Source organism: Kribbella sp. NPDC049174, assembly GCF_043197365.1.
Lineage (GTDB): Bacteria > Actinomycetota > Actinomycetes > Propionibacteriales > Kribbellaceae > Kribbella.
Map to the genome: position 1 here is coordinate 14,730 of NZ_JBICSZ010000007.1, position 20,920 is coordinate 35,649.

The 20,920-nt window shown below is 69.3% G+C and carries 17 protein-coding genes; 4 read left to right on the forward strand and 13 right to left on the reverse strand.

The genetic code is table 11. The features are described from left to right. Positions 1–19 precede the first annotated feature (19 nt). A complete protein-coding gene (gene groL / locus ACGFIF_RS29835) occupies positions 20–1,645 on the forward strand; it encodes a chaperonin GroEL (RefSeq protein ID WP_132212196.1) in 1,626 nt (541 codons plus the stop codon). Between the two features lie 185 nt (positions 1,646–1,830). Then, positions 1,831–4,089 carry an MMPL family transporter gene (locus ACGFIF_RS29840; RefSeq protein ID WP_393159046.1) on the forward strand — a complete coding sequence of 753 codons (2,259 nt, stop codon included), beginning with the start codon at positions 1,831–1,833 and terminating at the stop codon, positions 4,087–4,089. A 4-nt stretch (positions 4,090–4,093) separates the two neighbouring features. On the opposite strand, the gene ACGFIF_RS29845 is transcribed toward ACGFIF_RS29840, so the two are convergent. Continuing rightward, positions 4,094–4,603, reverse strand: coding sequence for a putative immunity protein (locus ACGFIF_RS29845; protein WP_393159047.1), 510 nt, complete (start codon positions 4,601–4,603; stop codon positions 4,094–4,096). Between the two features lie 83 nt (positions 4,604–4,686). Continuing rightward, positions 4,687–5,652: a glycoside hydrolase family 6 protein gene (locus ACGFIF_RS29850; protein WP_393159049.1), complete on the reverse strand. Its 966-nt coding sequence runs from the start codon at positions 5,650–5,652 to the stop codon at positions 4,687–4,689. 281 nt (positions 5,653–5,933) lie between these two features. On the opposite strand from ACGFIF_RS29850, the gene ACGFIF_RS29855 reads away from it, so the two are divergent. Both ACGFIF_RS29855 and ACGFIF_RS29860 read left to right on the forward strand, forming a co-directional pair. Then, a complete protein-coding gene (locus ACGFIF_RS29855) occupies positions 5,934–6,866 on the forward strand; it encodes a GNAT family N-acetyltransferase (protein WP_393159050.1) in 933 nt (310 codons plus the stop codon). 128 nt (positions 6,867–6,994) lie between these two features. Then, the gene (locus tag ACGFIF_RS29860) at positions 6,995–7,450 is read left to right on the forward strand and encodes a hypothetical protein (protein ID WP_393159052.1); all 456 of its coding nucleotides are present in this window, start codon (positions 6,995–6,997) and stop codon (positions 7,448–7,450) included. A gap of 2 nt (positions 7,451–7,452) precedes the next feature. Here ACGFIF_RS29860 and ACGFIF_RS29865 read toward each other — a convergent pair whose 3' ends face one another. From ACGFIF_RS29865 to ACGFIF_RS29915, 11 genes are read right to left on the reverse strand one after another with little or no spacing between them, the layout of a single operon-like run. Further along, positions 7,453–8,643: an epoxide hydrolase family protein gene (locus tag ACGFIF_RS29865; RefSeq protein ID WP_393159054.1), complete on the reverse strand. Its 1,191-nt coding sequence runs from the start codon at positions 8,641–8,643 to the stop codon at positions 7,453–7,455. Between the two features lie 46 nt (positions 8,644–8,689). Further along, a complete protein-coding gene (locus tag ACGFIF_RS29870) occupies positions 8,690–9,412 on the reverse strand; it encodes an FHA domain-containing protein (RefSeq protein ID WP_393159056.1) in 723 nt (240 codons plus the stop codon). Beyond that, on the reverse strand, positions 9,409–10,686 hold the full coding sequence (locus ACGFIF_RS29875; RefSeq protein ID WP_393159058.1) for a VWA domain-containing protein: 1,278 nt from the start codon (positions 10,684–10,686) through the stop codon (positions 9,409–9,411). Before ACGFIF_RS29875 ends, ACGFIF_RS29870 begins: the two co-directional genes overlap by 4 nt. Before the next feature lie 27 nt (positions 10,687–10,713). After that, positions 10,714–11,754: a protein phosphatase 2C domain-containing protein gene (locus ACGFIF_RS29880; protein ID WP_393159059.1), complete on the reverse strand. Its 1,041-nt coding sequence runs from the start codon at positions 11,752–11,754 to the stop codon at positions 10,714–10,716. Next, complete coding sequence (locus ACGFIF_RS29885) at positions 11,751–14,111, reverse strand: tetratricopeptide repeat protein (protein ID WP_393159061.1); 2,361 nt, start codon at positions 14,109–14,111, stop codon at positions 11,751–11,753. The genes ACGFIF_RS29880 and ACGFIF_RS29885 overlap by 4 nt, the downstream gene beginning before the upstream one ends. Beyond that, positions 14,108–15,232 (reverse strand): hypothetical protein, encoded by a 1,125-nt coding sequence (locus ACGFIF_RS29890; RefSeq protein ID WP_393159062.1) that lies wholly within the window; start codon positions 15,230–15,232, stop codon positions 14,108–14,110. The genes ACGFIF_RS29885 and ACGFIF_RS29890 overlap by 4 nt, the downstream gene beginning before the upstream one ends. Beyond that, the gene (locus ACGFIF_RS29895; protein ID WP_393159064.1) at positions 15,229–16,206 is read right to left on the reverse strand and encodes a glutamate ABC transporter substrate-binding protein; all 978 of its coding nucleotides are present in this window, start codon (positions 16,204–16,206) and stop codon (positions 15,229–15,231) included. Before ACGFIF_RS29895 ends, ACGFIF_RS29890 begins: the two co-directional genes overlap by 4 nt. Then, a complete protein-coding gene (locus ACGFIF_RS29900; RefSeq protein WP_393159065.1) occupies positions 16,203–17,531 on the reverse strand; it encodes a hypothetical protein in 1,329 nt (442 codons plus the stop codon). Before ACGFIF_RS29900 ends, ACGFIF_RS29895 begins: the two co-directional genes overlap by 4 nt. Then, positions 17,528–18,994: an AAA family ATPase gene (locus ACGFIF_RS29905; protein WP_393159066.1), complete on the reverse strand. Its 1,467-nt coding sequence runs from the start codon at positions 18,992–18,994 to the stop codon at positions 17,528–17,530. Before ACGFIF_RS29905 ends, ACGFIF_RS29900 begins: the two co-directional genes overlap by 4 nt. Continuing rightward, the gene (locus tag ACGFIF_RS29910) at positions 18,991–19,563 is read right to left on the reverse strand and encodes a hypothetical protein (RefSeq protein WP_393159067.1); all 573 of its coding nucleotides are present in this window, start codon (positions 19,561–19,563) and stop codon (positions 18,991–18,993) included. The genes ACGFIF_RS29905 and ACGFIF_RS29910 overlap by 4 nt, the downstream gene beginning before the upstream one ends. Positions 19,564–19,593: 30 nt before the next feature. Next, a complete protein-coding gene (locus ACGFIF_RS29915; protein WP_393159069.1) occupies positions 19,594–20,868 on the reverse strand; it encodes a toxic anion resistance protein in 1,275 nt (424 codons plus the stop codon). Positions 20,869–20,920 lie beyond the last annotated feature (52 nt).

The following is a 20,920-nucleotide window of genomic DNA, read 5'->3' on the forward strand; positions in this document are numbered from 1 at the left end:
GCGGGAGGACTCGCGGAGAATGCCCAAGCTGATTTCTTTCAATGAAGAGGCGCGCCGCGGCCTCGAGCGGGGTATGAACACCCTCGCCGACGCCGTCAAGGTGACGCTTGGCCCGAAGGGCCGCAACGTCGTCCTGGAGAAGAAGTGGGGCGCCCCCACGATCACCAACGACGGTGTCTCCATCGCCAAGGAGATCGAGCTCGAGGACCCGTACGAGAAGATCGGGGCCGAGCTCGTCAAGGAAGTTGCGAAGAAGACCGACGACGTCGCTGGTGACGGCACCACCACCGCCACCGTGCTGGCTCAGGCTCTCGTCCGCGAGGGTCTGCGCAACGTCGCGGCCGGTGCCAACCCGATGAGCCTGAAGAAGGGCATCGAGAAGGCGACCGAGGCCGTCAGCGAGCAGCTGCTGGCGCTGGCCAAGCCGGTGGAGACCCGGGAGCAGATCGCCGCGACCGCGTCGATCTCGGCTGCCGACAACCAGGTCGGCCAGATCATCGCCGAGGCGATGGACAAGGTCGGCAAGGAAGGCGTCATCACCGTCGAGGAGAGCAACACCTTCGGCCTCGAGCTCGAGCTCACCGAGGGTATGCGCTTCGACAAGGGCTACATCTCGCCGTACTTCGTGACTGACACGGAGCGGATGGAAGCGGTCCTCGACGACCCGTACATCCTGATCGTGAACAGCAAGATCTCCAGCATCAAGGACCTGGTCCCGGTGCTGGAGAAGGTGATGCAGACCGGCAAGCCGCTGGCCATCATCGCCGAGGACATCGAGGGCGAGGCCCTGGCCACCCTGGTCGTCAACAAGATCAAGGGCACCTTCAAGGCCGTCGCCGTCAAGGCGCCGGGCTTCGGTGACCGCCGCAAGGCCATGCTGGTCGACATCGCCGTCCTCACCGGCGGCGAGGTGATCTCCGAGGAGGTCGGCCTCAAGCTCGACTCCGTCGACCTGGAACTGCTCGGCCAGGCCCGCAAGATCGTCGTCACCAAGGACGAGACGACCATCGTCGAGGGCGAGGGCGACGCGGACCAGATCGCCGGCCGGGTGAACCAGATCCGCGCCGAGATCGAGAAGTCGGACTCCGACTACGACCGCGAGAAGCTGCAGGAGCGGCTGGCCAAGCTGGCCGGTGGCGTTGCGGTGATCAAGGTCGGCGCGGCCACCGAGGTCGAGCTGAAGGAGCGCAAGCACCGCATCGAGGACGCCGTTCGCAACGCAAAGGCGGCCGTCGAGGAGGGCATCGTCGCCGGCGGCGGCGTGGCCCTGCTGCAGGCGTCCGTGATCGCGTTCGAGAAGCTGGAGCTCGACGGTGACGAGGCCACCGGTGCCGCCATCGTGCGGTCCGCGGTCGAGGCGCCGTTGAAGCAGATCGCCGTGAACGCCGGCCTCGAGGGCGGCGTCGTGGTGGAGAAGGTCCGCAACCTCGAGCCGGGCTGGGGCCTCAACGCCGCCACCGGCGAGTACGTCGACCTGATCGCCACCGGCATCATCGACCCGGCCAAGGTGACCCGCTCGGCACTGCAGAACGCGGCCTCGATCGCGGCCCTGTTCCTCACCACCGAGGCGGTCATCGCCGACAAGCCGGAGAAGGCCTCGGCCGCTCCGGGTGGCGCGCCCGACATGGGCGGCATGGACTTCTGATCCACTGAGGTCCAAGAACACAGCATCACAAGCGGTCCCGGGCAAACGCCCGGGACCGCTTGCTGTTGTCCGTTTGAACACCTTCCGTGACTGAACGTGCCCGGTCGTGACGGGTTGTCAGGGCCTCCGAGGGCGCCGTACTGTCGAATCTGGGTGTCCGGGGGTGGGCGCCCGGGGGGTACGACATGCACGCGTTTCTGGAAGGTCTCGGCCGGGGGGCCGCTCGCCACCACTGGCCGGTGATCGGTGCCTGGCTGGTCATCGTCGTCGGGCTGTTCGTGCTCCGGGCGTTCTTCGGCGGCACCTATGTCAACAACTACACCGTGCCCGGGAGCGAGTCCTCGGCCGGTCTGAACGTGCTGAACAGCGACTTCGCGAAGCAGGGCGGGTACTCCGGCTCGATCGTGTTCCACTCGTCGTCGGGGAAGGTGTCCGACCAGGCCGCCGCGGTCAAAACGGCGATGACGAACGTCGGCGGTCTCCCTGATGTGGTTGCCGCGACCGATCCGTTGGCGACTGAGCCATCGCCGTACGTCTCCAAGGACGGCACCGTCGTCAACGCGCCGGTCTCGTTCTCCGTGGTGCCGGCGTCCCTCGACACCGACTACCTCACCGAACTGGACACGGCGGTCAAGCCGGCCCGCGACGCCGGGCTCGAGGTGGAGTACGGCGGCGGCGCCGGGCAGATCGGGAAGCAGGCCGACGACCAGCTCTCGGAGGCGATCGGTCTCGCCCTGGCCCTCATCCTGCTGTTCCTGATGTTCCGGTCGATCGTGGCCGCCGCGCTGCCGCTGGTGTCGGCGGTCTTCAGTGTGGGCGGCGGTCTCGCGATCCTGGGGCTGCTCGCGGCGGTGAAGGAGTTCCCGGTCTCGGCCCCGACCGTTGCGACTCTGCTCGGCTTGGGTGTCGCGATCGACTACGGGCTCTTCCTGGTCTCGCGGCATCGCGAGCAACTCGACAACGGCATGGAGGTCGAGGAGTCGATCGGCCGGGCCGAATCGACCTCCGGCGCGGCCATCCTGGTCGCCGGTGGCACGGTGGTCATCGCGATCCTCGGCCTGTACGTCTCCGGTGTACCGTTCGTCGGCGCGCTCGGACTCTCGTCGGCCATCCTGGTCGCGGTCACCGTCCTGGCTGCCCTGACGCTGATCCCGGCACTCCTCGGTCTGGCCGGGCTGCTGGTGCTGAACCGCGCCGATCGGAAGCACGTCGTCGAGGAACGTGCGCTCGAGGCCGAACTGGAGCCCGAGGCCGCGGCAGCACATCGCGCCGAGGAGCGGGCCATCCGCGACGCGAAGCACGAGCAGAGCGCCTTCGCTCGTTGGGGACGCCGGGTGAGCGATCGCCCGTGGTCGTACGGCACCGTCGCGACCCTGTTGCTGCTGATCCTGACCATTCCGTTGCTCTCGCTCAACCTGGGCCAGTTGGATGCCGGCACCGACCCGGCCGAGGACTCGAGCCGGAAGGCGTACGATCTGATCGCGCAAGGCTTCGGCCCGGGCGCCAACGGGCCGCTGACGGTCGTCGTCTCGCTGCCGTCCCAGGACGCGGCCGCCGACCAGACGCTGCTGACGAACCTCGCCGGCGACCTGCAGAAGACGCAGGGCGTCGCCGCGGTCCAGCCGCCGACGACGAACCCGGCCGGTACGACGGCTGCCATCAACGTCGTCCCGACGACCTCACCCTCGTCGGCCGAGACCGAGGACCTGGTGAACCGGATCCGGAGCGATGTGCTGCCCGGTGTGGGCGGGACGACCTACGTCGTCGGCACTGTCGCCGGGTACGTCGACTTCACCGAGAAGGTCGCCGGGCGGATGCTGTGGCTGATCGGGGCCGTGGTCCTGCTGGCCCTCATCCTGCTCACGGTCGCGTTCCGCTCCGTCGTGATCGGGCTGAAGGCCGCGATCCTGAACCTGCTGTCGGTCGGAGCGGCGTACGGCGTCATCGTCGCGGTCTTCCAGTGGGGCTGGGGATCGTCGCTGGTGGGGATCGAGGAGACGGTCCCGATTCCGTCGTTCGTGCCGATGCTGATGTTCGCGATCGTCTTCGGCCTGTCGATGGACTACGAGGTCTTCCTGCTGTCCCGGGTCCATGAGGCCTGGGTCGCGACCAACGACAGCCACCGTGCGGTCGCGATCGGGATCGGCGCGACCGCCCGGGTGATCACCACCGCGGCGGCGATCATGATCGTCGTCTTCCTGAGCTTCGTCCTCGACGACGACCCGACCGTGAAGATGCTGGCCGTCGGCATGGCCGTCGCCGTCCTGATCGATGCCAGTGTGGTGCGGATGGTGCTCGTTCCGTCGGTGATGACGCTGCTCGGCGACAAGGCCTGGTGGCTGCCCCGCTGGATGGACCGGATCATCCCCGACATCCAGCTCGAAGGCGCTCCGGAACCGCCGCCGCAGCCGCGCGAGACCACCGGTGTCCCACCGGCGCCCTGAGCCGTCAGTCGCGAAGTCCCTTGTCCAGTTGGTGATTGAGCGTGCTCAGCCGGGTGCGACCGGGGTCACGCGCGGGCCACCGCCGTACGACCTTGCGAACGAGCGGCGACGCGTGCTCGATCGCCCAGCGGATCTCCTCGTCGCCGAGGGCAGGGTCGTCGGTCGCGAGCTCACGGGCCTGCGCCATGGAGACTGCCGGACCGAGGACGTGATTGAGCTGGTGCGGGGATTCCAGGTCGTGGATGTAGGGAGCGCCGGCCGCACCGACCGCGGCGCGGGCAGCGGCTTTGGCCGCCGGATCGCCTACTTCGCCTGCGGCCTTCTGAGCCGCCCACGCACATGAGCGCAGCTGAGCTGTCCGTTGGCCTCCGAGCGCATAGGCGCGGGCCGCTTCGATCGCCTCGCGCGGGCGGGTGTCGGTGGGAGCCTTCGCCTCGAACAGCGGCAGCGCCCGCTCCGCGCAGTCGACGGCGAACTGGGTGACCGCACAGCGGCCTTCATCGGTCAGCTTCATGCGTATCAATCGTATCTTTGAAGCCAGGGGTGGAGACTTCTCCAGCACTGGCTGCCAGGGCGTGCTGGAGAAGTCTCAAACCATCATGTGCCGGAGATCAGGCGCTTGGCCAGCGCGGCCGAGAACGTTCCGGCCGGGATGCCCTTGCCGATCCCGCAGTCGCCGTCGGAGTCACCGGGGACCTTGAGCCAGAGCAGCAGGTCCGCGCCGCCGCCGACCTGGGACGGGACGCCGAGCTTGCGGCCGGCCGGGTTGCACCACTCGCCGTTCGAGCCGTTGCCGTTCCGGCTGGTGTCGACGACGAACTGGGTGCCGCCGCCGAGTGCGGTCCTGATCGCGTTGCCCTTCGTCACCGACTGCTCGGTGGTGTAGTAGTTCGACACGTTCAGCGCGAAGCCGCGGATCTTGCCGACGTCGACCAGCCGCAGCCGCCGGGCCATCTCACCGGCCTCGATCCAGTTGGTGTTGCCGCCGTCCATGTAGGCCCAGGTGTTCGGGTTCTTGTTCGCGATCTGGTTGGCGGCGTACTTCAGCAGCTCGATGCGGACCCGCCGCTGGTTCTCCGGCATGCAGTCGAGCTGGGCCAGTGCGTCCGGCTCGATCACGACCACAGCCGGCCGGTTGCCGATCCCGTCGGCGAACTTGGCGATCCAGTCCCGGTACGCCGCCGGCGAACCGGCACCGCCACCGGAGTGACCGCCGCAGTCGCGGCCGGGGATGTTGTAGGCGACCAGGATCGGCAACTTGTCGGCCCGGTCCGCGGCGGTGGTGTACGACGTCACCGCCGCCGTGATGTCGCCGCTCCCGTTGCCGAACCAGCGGCCGCCGGCCTGGTCGGCGATCTTGGCCTTGATCTCGGTCTCGCCCGGGTGCTGCTTCACGTAGGCGGCCGGGTTGGAGTTCGGGTCGACGTAGAAACCGCTGGTGAGCTCGACCGGATTGCCGGTGGCCGGCCGAGGTTCGGCGGCCAGCCCGGGCGCGGGCTGGCCGCCAAGAGTGAAGAGTCCGGCGGTGAGCAGGCCGAGTGCGGCCGTGCGGATGGGGGACATTGCGGTAGGTCCTTCCGTCAGAGGCGGCGGTGACTACTCAACGTGTCCATGACGTTACCTCGGGAGACGGCTAGCTGTTCGCGTCGACCTCACAGAACACATCCCAGGTGTGAAATAACGGTTGGACCATGACCCCGGTCAGGCCCTAGTGTCTGGCGCGGCGAGAATGATCCTGAGTGGAAGGAGTGACCGATGAACACACTGACTTGTTTCCCGGCGCGCCCGTCCCGCTCGCACAGCTCGCACTGAGCGGAGCAGTCGCGCCTCCTGTTGGAGGATTCGTGAACATCCGCACCACTGTCGAGGCCGACCTCGACACCATCCTGGCCCTGATCGAGCGGCAGTCGGTCAACACCGTCACGCTCGATCGCTACCGCGACATGATTGCCGACCGCACCTACCGGCACGACTGGACCTGGGTCGTCGAGGAGGCCGGCAAGATCGTTGCCCTCGCCATCTGGTGGGGCCCGCCCGAGCACGACCACCCGTTCAGCATCGACGGCCTGTACTACGCCGGCGACGGCGACCCGGTGCCGGCCTGGACGGCGCTGATCGAGCACACCATCGAGTCCCGTCCGGCGGATGCCGAGCCGCCGGAGTACCACTTCTTCCTGCCCGGCGACTGGAAGGACCAGCCGGATGTCGTCGCCGAGCTCGCCGTACGTCGGCAAGCCGCCGAGGCGGCCGGGCTGACCGGGGTCACCGAGCGGCTGCGGTACGAGTGGAAGCCGGAGTACGGGCTGCCGTCACGGTCCACCAGGCTGCGGTTCGAACCGGCTGACGACGAGGCCTTCGTGGACGTGTTCCGCCAGGTGTCCGAAGGCAGCCTCGACGCCGCCACCGCGCGGGAGATCGCCCGGCTCGGTGCCGACGGCGCGGCCCGGGAGGAACTCGAGCTGTACAAGTCGATGCGGGGCGACCGGGCCTGGTGGCGACTTGCGTACGACGCCGATGGGAAGCTGATCGGGTTCGCGATCCCGTCGGCGAACCAGGGCGGGATGACGGTCGGATACCTCGGCGTACTGGCCGAGCATCGCGGTCACCGGTACAGCGACGACCTGCTCGCCGAGATCACGCACATCCTCGCGGAGCTCGGTGCCGAGCGCATCGCGGCGGACACCGACTTCGGCAACGTCCCGATGGCCCGGAGTTTCGAACGCCTTCATTACCGGAACTTCGCAGTCCGCGTGGTGTTGCACTTCCCGGCGAACTGACGCCGGCTCTCGGCGCGCCCAACTCGGGCGCGCCGAGGGGAAGACGGTAACGGCTCTGACCCCTATGCTCCCTGACATGTCAGAGAGCTCCGGCGGATGCCGGGGACGGGGTCCGGGGAGGACCGGCGATGCGTGACATCGCGCTCATCCTGCATGTCGCGGCAGGGATTGTGGCGGTGCTGTTCGGCCCGTTGGCGATCGTGATCACGTTGCGCCGCCGCGGACTGAACTGGGCCGGCGAGATCTATCACTGGGCGATCGCGATCGTCTGCCTGACCGCCCTCGTGATGGTCCCGTACGACTGGGCCGGGCTCTGGTTCTTCTGGCCGATCTCGATCGCGTCGTACCTGTTCGTCTATCTCGGTCAGCGGGCCGCGGAGGCGCCCGGCGGGCTCTGGTACCGCGGGGTGCTGCGCGGGTACGGCGGCGGCTGGATCGCCTTGTGGACAGCGATTCTGGTGGTCAGCGCACCCCGGCAGCCGTGGTCGTGGGTGATTCCGATCGTGGTCGGCTCCGTGCTGATCGAGTGGATGTGCTTCAAGCCGATGCCGGACTGGACCAAGGAGGTCCAGCCCGGCAACTGAGGTCAGCGCAGCGGACCGAAGAACAACCGGAGGTCGGCGGCCAGCAGGTCCGGCACCTCCATCGCGGCGAAGTGACCGCCGCGGTCGTACTCCGTCCAGTGGCTCATCTTCCCGGCCGGGTCCGCCAGACTCTTGATCGCCGTCTCGGCCCCGAACACCGCAACCCCGGTGGGCGGTCCCGCAACGTCACCCCACCCCTCGGAATCGCCTTCGGCCTGATGAGCGGCGTACGCCTTCCAGGCCTGCATCCCCTCGTACACCGCATGCGCCGACGAAGCGCCGGACCCGGTGAACCAGTACAGGCTGACGTTCGTGAGCAGCTGATCCCGGTCGACCGCCTCTTCGGGCAGCTTGTGGATCGGGTCGGTCCACTCGGCGAACTTCTCCACGATCCACGCGAGCTGCCCGATCGGCGAGTCGTTCAGCGAGTAGGCCAACGTTTGCGGCCGGGTCGACTGCAGCACCAGGTAGCCGAAGCCCTCATCCATCATCTGGTTGAACCGCTCGGCCCGCGCCCGGTCCGACTCCGACAATCCTTCCAGCGGCAGCGGATCCCCGAACGGCGCACCCGCACTCACCCCGGCCAGATGTACGCCGACAACGTGAGCCGGATCCACCATCGGCAGCATCCCCGCGACCCCGGACCCGGCGTCCGTCCCGTGCGCGGCGTACCGCTCGTACCCGAGCCGGCTCATCAGCTCGGCCCACATCTGCGCCACCCCGAACAGGTTGAACCCACCCGGCCCGAGCGGCGTCGAGAACCCGTACCCGGGCAGCGACGGTACGACGACATGGAACGCGTCGGCCGCATCGCCGCCGTACGCCACCGGATCGGTCAGCCGGCCGATCATCTGCTGGAACTCCACCGGCGAACCCGGCCAGCCGTGGGTCAGGATCAATGGCAGCGCATCCGGCTCGGCCGACCGCTGGTGGAAGAAGTGGATCCGCTGCCCGTTGAGCTCGGTGATGAACTGCGGGATCTCGTTCAGCGCCGCCTCCGCGGCGCGCCAGTCGTAGCCGTCGGCCCAGTACGCCGCCAGCTCCTTCAGGTAGCCGACCGGAACGCCTCGGCTCCAGTCGTCCACCGCGGGCGTGGCCGGCCAGCGAGCGCCGGCCAGCCGCGCCGTGAGGTCGTCCACCTCAGCCTGCGGAATCTCGACCCGGAAGGGCCTGATCTCTGCTGTGTTCGTCATACCCTCACGCTAGAAACAATTGCGGCGAGGACTCTTCCGCAATAGCTCAGGCTTGGCCGGCTTTTTCCTCCGGGGTGGCCTTGCGGACGACCAGACGGGTCCAGGCGCCGACGTAGACGCGGTCGTCGGAGTTCAGTTCGCGACGCTGGCCCGGGACGATCGGGTCCTCGGGGAGAGGACCGGAGGCCGGCGCCACGTAGGTGCCGTTGGAGGACTGGAGGTCCTCGACCCACCAGCGGGTGCCGTCGGTGGTGAGCTGGGCCTGGCGGCGGCTGACCCCGGTGTCGTCGCCGCAGTCGATCTCCGGATGGATGTTCCGGCTCTTCGACGGGCGGCCGATCAGCACGCTCTTCTCGGTCAGCGGGATCACCACCGGCAGGCCGGGCGACGGACACGGGTCGTCACTCTGCTGGACCTCGTACCAGTCGGGGTCGACCCAGCGTTCGACGACCCAGTCGGCGGTCGCCACCGGTGCCGGCGGCACCGCGGGCGGCGTTCCGAGGTCGAGCGACGACGTCGGCCGCGGCATGGTGCCGGTGGTGAAGTCGTAGCCGCAGCTCTCGCAGAACAAGGCGTCCACGGCGGCAGACTCCGAGCAGTTCGGGCAGGTCTGGGTCGTCGGCGCCGCCGCCGGTGCCGGAGCCGCGACGGCCGGTGCCGGGACGGAGGCCGCGGCCGGGGTGGCCGCGGCGCCGATCGGCAGACCGCAGACGTCGCAGTAGTCGGTCGAGGTGGACGGGTGCCCGCTCGGACAGCTGACCGTGGTCATTTCTTCACCCGGGTGGTCTTGGTGGAGGCGGTATCGAGCGCCATCTCGTCGGCCTTCTCGACGGTCCGCTTGAGTCGCACGGTGCCGGTGTCCTGGTCCTCGATGTCGACCACCTTGCGCAGCCGCGTGGTCGCCTCCTCGTTGCCGGTCTGGGCGGCCAGCTGGACCGCACGTCCGAGCTTGGTCGTCGCGGTCGCGGTGTCACCCGCGGCCTTCGCGGCCAGGCCTTCCTGGATCGCCTCGGCCAGCTCGGTCTGCCCGGTGTAGTGCGCGACCTCCGGGCTGATCCGCGTGGTCAGCGCCTCGTCCGCGGACCACAGCGCCTTGACCAGGCCCTGCGCGACCACGTCGTCGCCGAGCGCCAGCTGCACCCGTGCGGCCAGCTGCTCCTGCCCGATCGCCTTGGCCGCCAGGCGGATCGCCACGTGGTAGTCACGCGACTCGTCACCCCACGAGCCGGTCGGGTACGAACTGGTGAGCGCGTTGACCGCCGTACGACGTGAGGTCAGGTCCTCGACCGTGGGGGCGACCTGGCGGACGAACAGCACCTGTGCGCCCTGCGGAGCCCAGACCCGCAGATCGGCCTGCGCGACACCGCGGCTCATCGCGTTCTGGATCAGTTTGGAGAACTCGGCCGCCAGCTGGTCCGGGGCCGGGATGATGTCGACCGTCCCGAGCAGCGCGGTCGCGATCCGCCGTACCTCGTCGACCTGCCAGGCGACGCCGACGCCGCGGCAGTCGCACTGGAACTGGCCGGTGACCGCCTCGATGGTCTGGGTCAGCACCGCGGGCGTCTCGTGCTGGTTCTCGCCGTCGGTGAGCAGGATGGCGTGCTTCTGGGTCAGCGACGGCACGGTCGCGAACACCCGGGACGCCAGCCGCAGCCAGGTGCCCATCGCGGTCCCGCCGTCGGCGTAGAACCGGGACACGGCGTCCTTCGCCGCCTGCCGGGTGAACTGGTCCATCTTCACCATCACCGGCTCCGGCGACGGCGGGAACGCCAGCTGGGCCCGGTCGTTACCGGAGATCACCGCGAACCAGACCCCGTCCAGGATCTGGTCGAGCGCGGTCTGTGCGGCGTGCGCGGCGGCCCGGACGCCGTCGGCGCCCATCGAGCCGGAGGTGTCGACGATGATGATCTCGCCCGCGTCACCGCTGCCGGACTGCCCGGCCGCACCGGCGCCGCTGCAGTCCACCGTGACGATGGCGTGCACGTCGGTTCCGCCGTCGGGCAGGAACTCGTTCTGGTAGACGGATGCGGTGAACTCGGCCATCTGTCGGCGTCCTTTCTGCAAACCTGATTAGAGCCGCGCCAGGGCGACGGTGATGTTGTCCTGACCGCCCTGGGCGTTGGCCCAGTCGACCAGGGCGGACGCGGTGGCCAAGGGCTCGCCACCGTGCGCCGCAGCGGTCTGACGTACGAGGTCGGCCAGCGGTGCCGCCTCCGAGCAGTAGTTCCACAGCCCGTCCGAGCAGACCACGAGCCATCCCGGCCCGGCCACTTGGAGGGTCGTCGTCCGGGGTGTGTGGTCGGGGGCGTCCTTGCCCAGCCAGCGGGTGATCGCGTGTGCGTGCGGACCGGACTCGGCTTCGGCCCGCGGGATGCCGGTCGCGATGAGTTCGGCGGCCCACGAGTCGTCCACGGTCAGTGCCACCGCCTCGGCGTTGTCCGGGAACCAGTACGCGCGGCTGTCCCCAACCACGCCGGCCACCAGCAGACCGTCCTCCAGCACAGTCGCCACGAACGTGCACGACGCCGGGTTCGGACTGTCCGGACTCGTGTTGTCGAGTACGGCGTCATTGGCCGCATCGGCAGCCGCCTTGAGCCGGGCCGCGATCGCACCGCTCCGGGACGACTCGGTGCCGATGCCCTGCGCGTGACCGGCCTCCAGTACGTCGCGAGCGGCACGCGCGGCGGCCAGACTGGCGACGTCCGAGTCGAGTGACGAGCTGACACCGTCGCAGACGACCAGGAGAGCCCTGCTGCCCGGCTCGGCGTCGGCCGCGAGAGCCATGGCGTCCTCGTTCCGGCTGTGCCGGATACCTCGGTCACAGACCCCGGCCACCCACGGTGCGGGCTGCTCGTCGAAGTGGTCGCGCGGCTTGGCGGCCTTGGTGCCGCAGGTCTCGCAGTAGCCGTCGGCACCGACCACACCCCCACAGGACTGGCACGGGCTGACCGGGGTCGTGTTGATCTCGACCGTCGGCTCGGTGTCCGTGTCCAGGGCCGGTGTGCTGGGCGCGGTCGGCTGGAGCTCGGCCCCACAGGCCTCGCAGAAGCGGTCGGCCTCGGACACCGGGCCACCACAGCTGGGGCAGACCGTCTGGGTCGTACTCGTCATCGCAACGTCCATCCTCGAACTTCGTTGGCCTGGTCGACCAGGGCGATCCGTTCCGGCCGGCTCTGCGCATGGTCCGCCAGCTGACGGTAGGTGGCCTCGAGCCCGTCCCGCAGGGCCGGCTCGGTCGCCTCCTGTCCGTCGATCCGCAGCCCTTCCTGCGGACCGGACTGCTGAACCTCCGCCAGCGCGGACCGGAACACGTTCGCGGCCAGGGTGGCCCGGTCGACCGGGTCGATGGTCAGCGACTCGATGCTGTCCATCGCCTCGGCCAGCGCGGGCAGGCCACGCCCTGATCCTGCCAGCAGACCGGCTCGCTGGCGACGAGCCCGGACATACGCGCCGCTGGTCCGGGGCACCAGGTCGAGTGCCGCGATGGCACCGTCCAGGTCGGAGCGCTTGGTGCGGATGTCGGCCAGCCCGAACGCCGACGGTGCGATGTAGTTGGCATCGGTCCGGGCACAGGTGAGGTAGAGGCCTTCGGCAACGTCGTACTCCCCGCTGAGCTGGCAGGCGATCGCCAGGGCGAGTTTCGGCCCGAGCTCACCCGGCACCTGGCCGTAGACGGCGTTGAAGGCCGACTGGGCTCCGGGGGCGTCACCACGGGCCAGCGCGACCAGTCCGGCCATCCAGACGGCACGCCACTCCCAGGGGTCCTCGGCCAGCAGGTCGGAGACCGCTGTGTCGACCATGTCGTAGCGGTACTCGCCCACCTCGAGTGCGGCCTCGGCGATCTCCAGCAGGACCTGCGGTGAGGATTCCGGTGCGTCCACAAGCAGCTCGAGCCGCTTGGAGGAGTCCGGCACGCTAACCGTCTTCAGCCAGCCTGCCTGCTTGTCGCTGTCGTCCGCTGCCAGCGACGGCAGCTGCTGCCACGGCAAGGCCTTCTCGCCCAGTCCGGCCGTCTTGTCGCCGGGCGTGCCGAACAGCAGCGACGACGCCGAGTGCTGCGCTGCCTTGTTGCCCTGCTTGTCCGCGACGACCTCACGCAGTACGCCGAGCAGCTGCACCCGGAACTCGTCCGCGGTCTGGAAGCGGTCCGCCGGGTCCTTGGCGCAGGCCTTCAAGAGCAGCCGGTAGACCGAGTCGTACTTCTGGAACAGGGGTACGTCGCTCACCGGCGGCAGCGACGTGACGAACCGGGACTGGTAGCCGCGGAACTCCATCGCCAGCACGCACAGGGTCCGGCCCAGCGTGTAGATGTCGGAGGCGATGGACGGGCCGACCTCGGCGACCTCGGGGGCCTGGAAGCCGACCGTGCCGTAGATCGCGGAGTCCAGGTCGTCGATCCGCCGGACGCCGCCCAGGTCGATCAGCTTGACCGCGTCACCGACCTGGATGATGTTGTCCGGCTTGAAGTCGCAGTACACCAGGCCGAGGTCGTGCAGGTACGAGAAGGCCGGCAGGATCTCCAGGATGTACGCGATCGCCTGGTCGATCGGCAGCGCGTCGTACTCGCCCTTGTTGGCCGCCATCCGCTGCTTGAGCAACGTCTTCAGCGAGGTGCCGCCGACGTACTCCATCACGATGTAGCCGGCACCCTCGTGGGTGACGAAGTTGTAGATCTCCACGATCAGCGGGTGCTCGACCCGGGCCAGGAACTGCTGCTCGGCGATCGCGGCCGCGACGGCGTCGGGGTCCTCGGAGTTGAGCAGGCCCTTCAGTACCACCCAGCGGTCGGACACGTTCTTGTCCCGGGCCATGTAGATCCAGCCGAAACCACCGTGGGCCAGGCAGCCGGCCACCTCGTACTGGCCGCCGACCAGGTCGCCCGGGTGCAGCTTGGGCGAGAACGAGAACGGGCTGCGGCACTTGGGGCAGAACCCGTCGGTGCGGCCCGGCTGGTCGCCACGGGACCGGCCGACCGGGTTGCCGCAGTTGGGGCAGTTCCGGCGGTCCTCCGGGACCATCGGGTTGACCAGGATCGCCTTGCTCGCGTCGATCGCGGGGATCGACGGGACGTGGGTCAGGCCCGCGCCGAGGCGTGCACCGCGCAGCCGGGTGGACGACGTACCGAGCCGGCGGGTCAGCTTCGAGCCGGCCGCCTGTGCGCGCGCAGAGCCGAGTGGTGTCGAGGCGAGCCGGTTGGACGCGCGGGAGACCGTCGACGGGCTGCTGATCGGGTCCGGAGCCGTCGAGCCGTCGGGAGCGGGCGACCCGCAGACATCGCAGTACCCGTCGACGAAGGTGCCGGTGCAGCCGGGCTGCGTGCAGGCACCGGACGCCGGACTCGGACTCGAGCCCCCCGTCGCCGTCGCCGTCGCAGTGCCGGACGACGCGGGCGAGCCGCAGACGTCGCAGTACCCGTCCAGGATCGTGCCTGTGCAGCCAGGCTGCGTGCAGGCGGTGGTCGTCGTCATCTGGTCCCTCCGGTGCTCTCCAGGTAAGCCTGGTACGCCGTGACGAGTGCACCGAGCCTGGCCAGGTCCACTGGCTCCGACTCGATCGCTGCCCGTCCACGCCGGTACAACTCGGCAAGATCCTCATTCGCTGGTGCGACCTTGGCCGCCTTCACCTGGTACGCGTCCAGCCGGGCGGCAAGCTCGTCACGCCGGTCCAGCGCCGAACCGTACGCCGACTGGGCCTGACTCAGCGCACGTCGTACGGCGTCCAGCCGGGTCAGGTACTTCTCCAGCTCGGCCGGGGTGTTCGGCACCGCCCCGATCGCAGTCACATCCGGTACGGCGAGACGTGGGGCCGGCGTGACCGCGGCGACGGCCCGATCGGCGATCGCCCGTACCGCGATGCCCTGCGCTTCCAGCTCGCTGCGCAGCGACCGGGCCCGAGCGACATCGGCCGCACGCTCCTTGCGGGTCGCCGCGCCGACGATCAGGTCGCGCTCGGTCCGGGCCGCGTCGATCTCCAGCGGACCGATCAACCCGCCGATGTCCGCGCCGCGTTTGTTGCGCTCGGCAAGGTCGGTGAGGCGTCGGTCGAGATCGTGGTGTTCGGCGATGGCCGCGTTCCGGGTGCCGGCCGGCTCGCGGGTGACCAGGTCGTTGATCCGCTCGACCTGCGCCCGCAGCTGGCGCAGATGCGCGGCGAGATCGGCGTCACCCGGCTCCAGTGCGAGCTTGGCCCGCAGGCTGGAGGCCAGCGCGTCCGACAATTTGCATGCCTCAGGCAATGAAACGGCGAGTGACCCGCCGGCGCCGCCGGTGTCCAGACCGCCCCAGATCAAGGTGGAGATCCGCTCGGTCTCAGTCGCTCCGACCCGTCCGGAGTCCCACGTGATCAGGATCAGCTCGTACCGGTCCGACACCGCCTTCCACACCGCCATGCTGAGTACGACGTCCGCACTCAGCGCATCCGCGTCGGGGGAGTGCAGCGCGGCCTGGTCCAACTCGTCCAGCTCCGCCTTCCGGCGGTCCCGCCACGTCCCCAGCGCGTCGAGGAACGACAGCAGCTCCGTCGCCGGAATGCTGCTCCCGATCCTGCCCGGCGGCGCCGGTGCCGAGGCCGTCGGCGTACGAACCGTCATTGCCCGGGGATCCGGCCGTAGACGGACGGGGGCGGCGACGTCAGCTCGCCGAGGGCGGGCATCAGCCACTTGTTGTACGACTGCATCCAGGTGCCGTCGGCCTTGATCTGTGCGAGCACCTGGTTCACGAACCTCACGAAGTCCTGGTGCTTCAGCGACATGCCGAGACCGTACGGCTCGTCGCTGATCCTGTCGTCGAGCACCTTGGCGTAGGGGTCCTGCGCGACATCACCGGCGAGCACCGTGTCGTCACCGCTGATGCCGTACGCCTTGCCCGACTGGAACAGTGCGAGACAGCCGGTATCGGTGTCGGCGGTGATCGGCACCACCTGCGGGTTCTCCTTCTTCAGGTTGTCGAGACTGGTCGAGCCGGCCGGAGCGCAGATCGTCTTACCGTTCAGGTCCTTCAGTCTTTTCGCCGTCGAGTCGCGCGGCACCAGCGTCTTCTGCCCCGAGTGGTAGTACTCGGCGGAGAAGGCGATCTGCTGCCAGCGCGAGCAGTTGATCGTCATGTTCCGCGCGACGATGTCGACCTGTTCCTTCTGCAGCACCGGGATCCGCTGCGGGCTGGAGATCACCCGCAGTTCGACCGTGCCCTGGTCGGTGCCGAAGATCGCCCGCGCGACGGCCTTGATCATGTCGATGTCGAAACCCTCGATCTGACCGGTGACCGGGTTGCGTGAACCGAGGTTGAAGCTGTCCGCGGACACCCCTGCGATCAGTCGGCCGCGGGCCTTGATCTTCGCCATGTAGGAGTTGGGCGGCATGGCACCAGGCGGCGGCATGGCGCCTTCGGGCGTGTACGACGCCACCGGGACTCCGCAGTCCGGCTGAGTGGCCGGCGGTGCGGGTGCCGCCTCGGAGGGTTGCACCTTCGGTGGGATCTCCGTGGCGGCGTAGTCACCGGAACCGCAGGCGGTGGCGGCGAGCAGGATCGCGAGCGAGGCCGCGACCGGGGCGAGCAGCTTCTTCATCGGTACTCCTCCAGTCGCTGCGACATCCCCCAGGCCACCAGCAGCGCGGCCGCGATCCCGATCGGCAGACCCAGCCAGCCGATCGGCGGCAGACCGTTGCGGGCGTTGGTCAGCGCGGTGCTGACGTCGCTGCTCGTCGTCTTCAACCGGCTGCTCGAGCTGTCGTCGAACTCGGTGAACGCGAGCACGGAGTTCGCGTCCGGCGTCTTGCCGACGGCCAGCGCGACGGCCGCGTCCCATTCACCCTTCGTGTCGTGGCTCCGGACCGACTTGTGCACGTCGTTGTAGTCGTTCCACTGCGATCGCAGTCCCGCGTCGTTGAGTTTGCCCAACTGCTCCGCGACGACCGCGGCCGAGGCGTTGTAGGCCTTGTCGAAGGCGTCGCCGGAGCCGCGGGCGATCAGCGTGAGGCTCTCGTTGGACCTGGCGTCGTACGCGGCGATCCTGGCCCGGGACAGCGCGAGCGTGCGGTCGTAGGAACCCGAGCGGGTCTCGTCGGCGTTGCTGGACGCGTTCGCGAGCGCGAATCCGCCGATGACCGTGGTGAGCAGGACAAGGACGGCACCCGCCGCGATCGGGACGTTGACATAGCGATGGGTACGACGGGCCAGCCAGCGCAGCGTGACGCCGAAGACCACCAGCGTCAGCAGACCGCCGACCAGGACCCAGATGTTGGCCTGCCCGATCCCGTCGAACTCGGTGTCGACGCGTTCCTCGTTGGCCTGGACCAGAGCCTTCACCAGCGGCAGCGAGTCGTCCTGCAGTACGGCGTTCGCGTCCCGCAGGTACTGCGATCCGATCGGCAGGCCCTGGCGGTTGTTGGCCCGGGCCTGCTCGATCAGGCCGCCGTACGTGAGCAGGGTCTGGTTGAGCGCGCCGAGCGCGTCCTTGTCGGCGGGCTGCGCGGTCGCGGCGTCGGCGATCAGCCGGGCGGCTTCGTTCAGCGACTCGACGAAGTGCTCGCGCTGCGCGGGCGGCTCGAGACCGCCGACCAGGAAGGCGTTGGTGGCGTCGGCGTTCGCGCTCACCAGGTTGGTGTGGATCGCCTGGATCCGGACCAGTTGAGCGGCGTTGGCCTCGGCGCGGCTGAGGGCGCCGTCGGCCTGGCGGAAGCCTTGGGCGGCGGCCAGGCCGAAGACCACGCTCATGGCCGCGGCCAGGATCAGGAACGCACGCATCCGGCCCGGCGTGCCGTCGAACCACTGGGCGATCGGGCCGCGGGGGCTGGGGGCCTGGGCAGCCGGCTGTTGCACCGCCGGCGGGGCCGACTGCTGGGCCGGCGGGGACCAGGCCGCGGGCGGCGGCGCACTCTGGGTCTGGGTCACGCCTGTTCTCCTTGCTCGGACTGATCCTGCTGCGCTGCCGCCGCCTGCTCCGGTTCCGCTGCTTCCGTCGGGTCGGCGGTCTGCACGGGCACGGTGCGATCAGGCTCGGTGTCTTCGGCCTCGGTGTGCTCGGGATCGGTGTGCTCGGCCTCGGTGTGTTCGGGCTCGTCGGTGAGGTCTTCGGCGAGGATCTGACGCAGCTGGTCCCTGGTGGGTGCCGTGACGTCGCGGAGTCGCCAGGCGTGCCGGCCGATCGCGGCCTCCAGCACGTTCCGGGCGAACCGGCCGTTGCCGAACGACCGGTCCCGCGGGGTCGCGGCGAGGATTTCCCGGAACTTCGCCAGCGCCTCCGGGATCAGCTCGTAGTCGGCCCCCTCGGCCAGGCCGGTCAGGATGTCGGTCAGCTCGTCGTCGGTGTAGTCCTCGAACCCGATCGTGGTCCGGAACCGGCTGGCCAGCCCCGGGTTCGCCGCGATGAACGTCGCCATCGGCTCCGGATAACCGGCCACGATCACGACCAGGTCGTCGCGCCGGTCCTCCATCTCCTTGACCAGGGTGTCGACCGCCTCCCGGCCGTACTGGTCGGCGCCGAAGTCACCCGCGGTCAGGCTGTACGCCTCGTCGATGAACAGCACCCCGCCCGCCGCGGACGCGACCACGTCAGCGGTCTTCGTCGCGGTCTGGCCGAGATACCCGGCGACCAGCTCGGAGCGGTCGACCTCGACCAGCTGCCCCTTGGACAACAGACCGAGTGCCTTGTAGATCCCGCTCACCAGCCGGGCCACGGTCGTCTTGCCCGTCCCGGGATTGCCCACGAACACCAGGTGCCTGGTGATCGTCGGACTCTTCAGTCCCGCCTCGGTCCGCAGCTTCTCCACCCGCAGTACGGCGACCTGCCGGTGAACCTCCCGCTTCACCTTGGCCAGCCCGGTCAACTCATCCAGCTCAGCCAGCAGCTCTTCCACCGTCTTCACCGGCTCTTGCTCGACGGCGGGCTCGGCCGCGGTCGCCTTCTTGCTTTCTACAGCCGGCTTCTCCGGGGCACCTACCTGAAGTGGTCGCGCGCCGGCCGCCTGCAACTGAGCTGCTGCAGCAACAGAAGCATTCCCAACCACTCGCATGGTCGGCTCACCAAGCGTGCAAGCCGCGGACGCGACCTCCGCCAAAGCCTCTGCGTAGGCAACCTTCTCGGCCGATCCCGCAGTGACCAGCTCAGTCAGCACCGCAGTGGGCGCACCACGCCAGCGCCTGCCTCGCACAGCCGCGTCGAAGAAGTCCTGTGTCGTCGCACCAGGGGTCACCTTCGCCCAGTCCGCGGGCGCACCCGGAGCGGACTCCGCCAGCGCCGCGGCCAACGACAGCGCCTCGGCGCGAACCTGATCCTCCGAGACCCCGGCACGAGCAGCTACCGCCAGCAGTCCGGTGACTGCTTGCTGGAGTGACTTGCCCCCCTCGCCGCTCATGCTCCTCCTCGTCCTGCCGGTGGTTCCAGTGGTCCTGCGTCGGGCGGTGGTGTCGACGGAGTCGGGCCGAGAGCCAGGCCGCCGCCGGTCGAGCCGGTGCCGAACTTCTCCTGCAGGAACCGGCCGTGGGCGATCAGCGCCGCCGCGTCGGCCCGGTTCACCGCGTCGAACACCTTGTCCATCGTGGAGCCCAAGAGGTCCAACTGATCGATCAGGATCATCAGCGACGTCTTGCCCTTGTCGACCGGCCGGGTGTCCGCCCACTGCCGCGGCAGCCGCAGATACCCGCCGATCGCCTCCGGCAGGTAGTCGGTCGCGGTCGCCATCACGGAGTACGCCTGCGCGCTGCCGCCGAGGTTGCCGAGCCGCGGGATCGTCTCCCGGACGACTCGGACCACCCGCGCGACGCGCGATGCCACCACGGCCGGTACGGCGCCGTCGGCAACCAACTGCTCGACGCGCGTCAGTGACGCGAGCAGATCGTCGGTGGTCGGTGGACGGGGGACCGGGGCAGGCTCGGGCTCCACCTTGCGGCCGGTCAGCCGCGCGAAGAAGTCACCGAGTGCCATTCAACTCCCGTCCCCCGCTCCCCGTTGGTCTCAGCGACCGAGGTCGAGATCGAGGCTGCCGTGGACGACCCGCTGGTCCTGCTGCGCGACCCGGTCCAGGTACGCGCGGGACTTGGTCACCTCGGACTCCAGCGTCCCGATGGTGGCCGCCATGTTGTCCAGCGCCTCCACCTTGAACGTGTCGATCGCGTCCATGGTCGCGTAGATATTCGCGAAGGCGGCCTGCAGTTGCGGCAGCCCGATCGTCGCCGACGCGGCCTGCTGCTGGATCGCCACCGAGTTGTCCCGCAACATCTGCGAGGTCCGCTCGATCATCCCGCTGGTGGTCGTGTTCAGCGCGCTGATCTGGTCCAGCACCAGCTTCTGGTTGCCCAGCGCCTGCGCCACGATGACCGCCGTACGCAGGGCCGAGACCGTGGTCGTCGACGCGCGGTCGACACCCTTGATCAGCTCGATGTTGTTCTTGATCACGATGTCGATGGCCAGGTAGTTCTGGATCGACACGGCCAGCTGGGTGAGCAGGTCCTGATGCTTCTGCCGGACGTAGAACAGCACGTCCTCGCGGAACGCCTTCGCTTTGTCCGGGTTGGTGGCCTCCAGCTCGGCGATGGCCGCGGACAGGCGGGCGTCGAGCCGCTCGGCGACGTACACGTACTGGTTCAGCCGGCCCATCGCGTCCCAGAGCTGCTGCTTCTCCAGGTTCAGCGCGGCGTTGTCCTTGCCGAGCTCGTCCTGGCCGTTGCGCAGCGCGTGCAGGATGCCCTCGAGGTGGCTCTGCGCGCTCTGGTACTTGCGGAAGTAGTCCTCGATCTTGTCCCCGAACGGGATCATCCCGAGCAGCTTCTTCGGGCCGGTGGCTTCCTTCGGGTCCAGGTCCTCGACCGTACGGCGAAGCTCCAGCAGCGTCTTGCCGACGGTCGAACCCTCGGACAGACCGCCTTCCTGCAGGGCCCGGACCGGTGACTTGAGCAGCCGGTTCGAGCTGTCCGCGGCGGCCCGGATGTCGACGTCGCCCATGCTCCGGACGTCACTGGCCTTGGCGGCGAACTCCGGCGAGCGTGGCTCGGCCGTCATCAGCGCGGACAGAAAGGTGTCCACCTTGGCGTCCAGCCCGGGCAGCGCGGCCGGGTCGACCGCGGGCGCCATGGTCGGCGCGGCCGTCGCGGCAACCGGCTGTGACGGTGGCGGCGCGGTCAGTATCAGACCGGGCGCGGTCGCCGTCGGCGGCTGCAGCGGCTGAGCCTGCGCCGCCGGTGCCGCGGCAGCGGCTCCAGGTGTGGCTGGTGTGTTGTCGGCTTCGGTCATCGTCGTTCCCCTCCGCTGCGTCCCCCGGCAGTTGCGCTGTCACCTCCGTGAC

Coding starts and splice junctions, on each gene's coding strand:
- groL (WP_132212196.1), top strand. CDS start 20: ATGCCCAAGCTGATTTCTTTCAATGAAGAGGCGCGCCGCGGCCTCGAG.
- ACGFIF_RS29840 (WP_393159046.1), top strand. CDS start 1,831: ATGCACGCGTTTCTGGAAGGTCTCGGCCGGGGGGCCGCTCGCCACCAC.
- ACGFIF_RS29845 (WP_393159047.1), bottom strand. CDS start 4,603: ATGAAGCTGACCGATGAAGGCCGCTGTGCGGTCACCCAGTTCGCCGTC.
- ACGFIF_RS29850 (WP_393159049.1), bottom strand. CDS start 5,652: ATGTCCCCCATCCGCACGGCCGCACTCGGCCTGCTCACCGCCGGACTC.
- ACGFIF_RS29860 (WP_393159052.1), top strand. CDS start 6,995: ATGCGTGACATCGCGCTCATCCTGCATGTCGCGGCAGGGATTGTGGCG.
- ACGFIF_RS29865 (WP_393159054.1), bottom strand. CDS start 8,643: ATGACGAACACAGCAGAGATCAGGCCCTTCCGGGTCGAGATTCCGCAG.
- ACGFIF_RS29870 (WP_393159056.1), bottom strand. CDS start 9,412: ATGACCACGGTCAGCTGTCCGAGCGGGCACCCGTCCACCTCGACCGAC.
- ACGFIF_RS29875 (WP_393159058.1), bottom strand. CDS start 10,686: ATGGCCGAGTTCACCGCATCCGTCTACCAGAACGAGTTCCTGCCCGAC.
- ACGFIF_RS29880 (WP_393159059.1), bottom strand. CDS start 11,754: ATGACGAGTACGACCCAGACGGTCTGCCCCAGCTGTGGTGGCCCGGTG.
- ACGFIF_RS29885 (WP_393159061.1), bottom strand. CDS start 14,111: ATGACGACGACCACCGCCTGCACGCAGCCTGGCTGCACAGGCACGATC.
- ACGFIF_RS29890 (WP_393159062.1), bottom strand. CDS start 15,232: ATGACGGTTCGTACGCCGACGGCCTCGGCACCGGCGCCGCCGGGCAGG.
- ACGFIF_RS29895 (WP_393159064.1), bottom strand. CDS start 16,206: ATGAAGAAGCTGCTCGCCCCGGTCGCGGCCTCGCTCGCGATCCTGCTC.
- ACGFIF_RS29905 (WP_393159066.1), bottom strand. CDS start 18,994: ATGAGCGGCGAGGGGGGCAAGTCACTCCAGCAAGCAGTCACCGGACTG.
- ACGFIF_RS29910 (WP_393159067.1), bottom strand. CDS start 19,563: ATGGCACTCGGTGACTTCTTCGCGCGGCTGACCGGCCGCAAGGTGGAG.
- ACGFIF_RS29915 (WP_393159069.1), bottom strand. CDS start 20,868: ATGACCGAAGCCGACAACACACCAGCCACACCTGGAGCCGCTGCCGCG.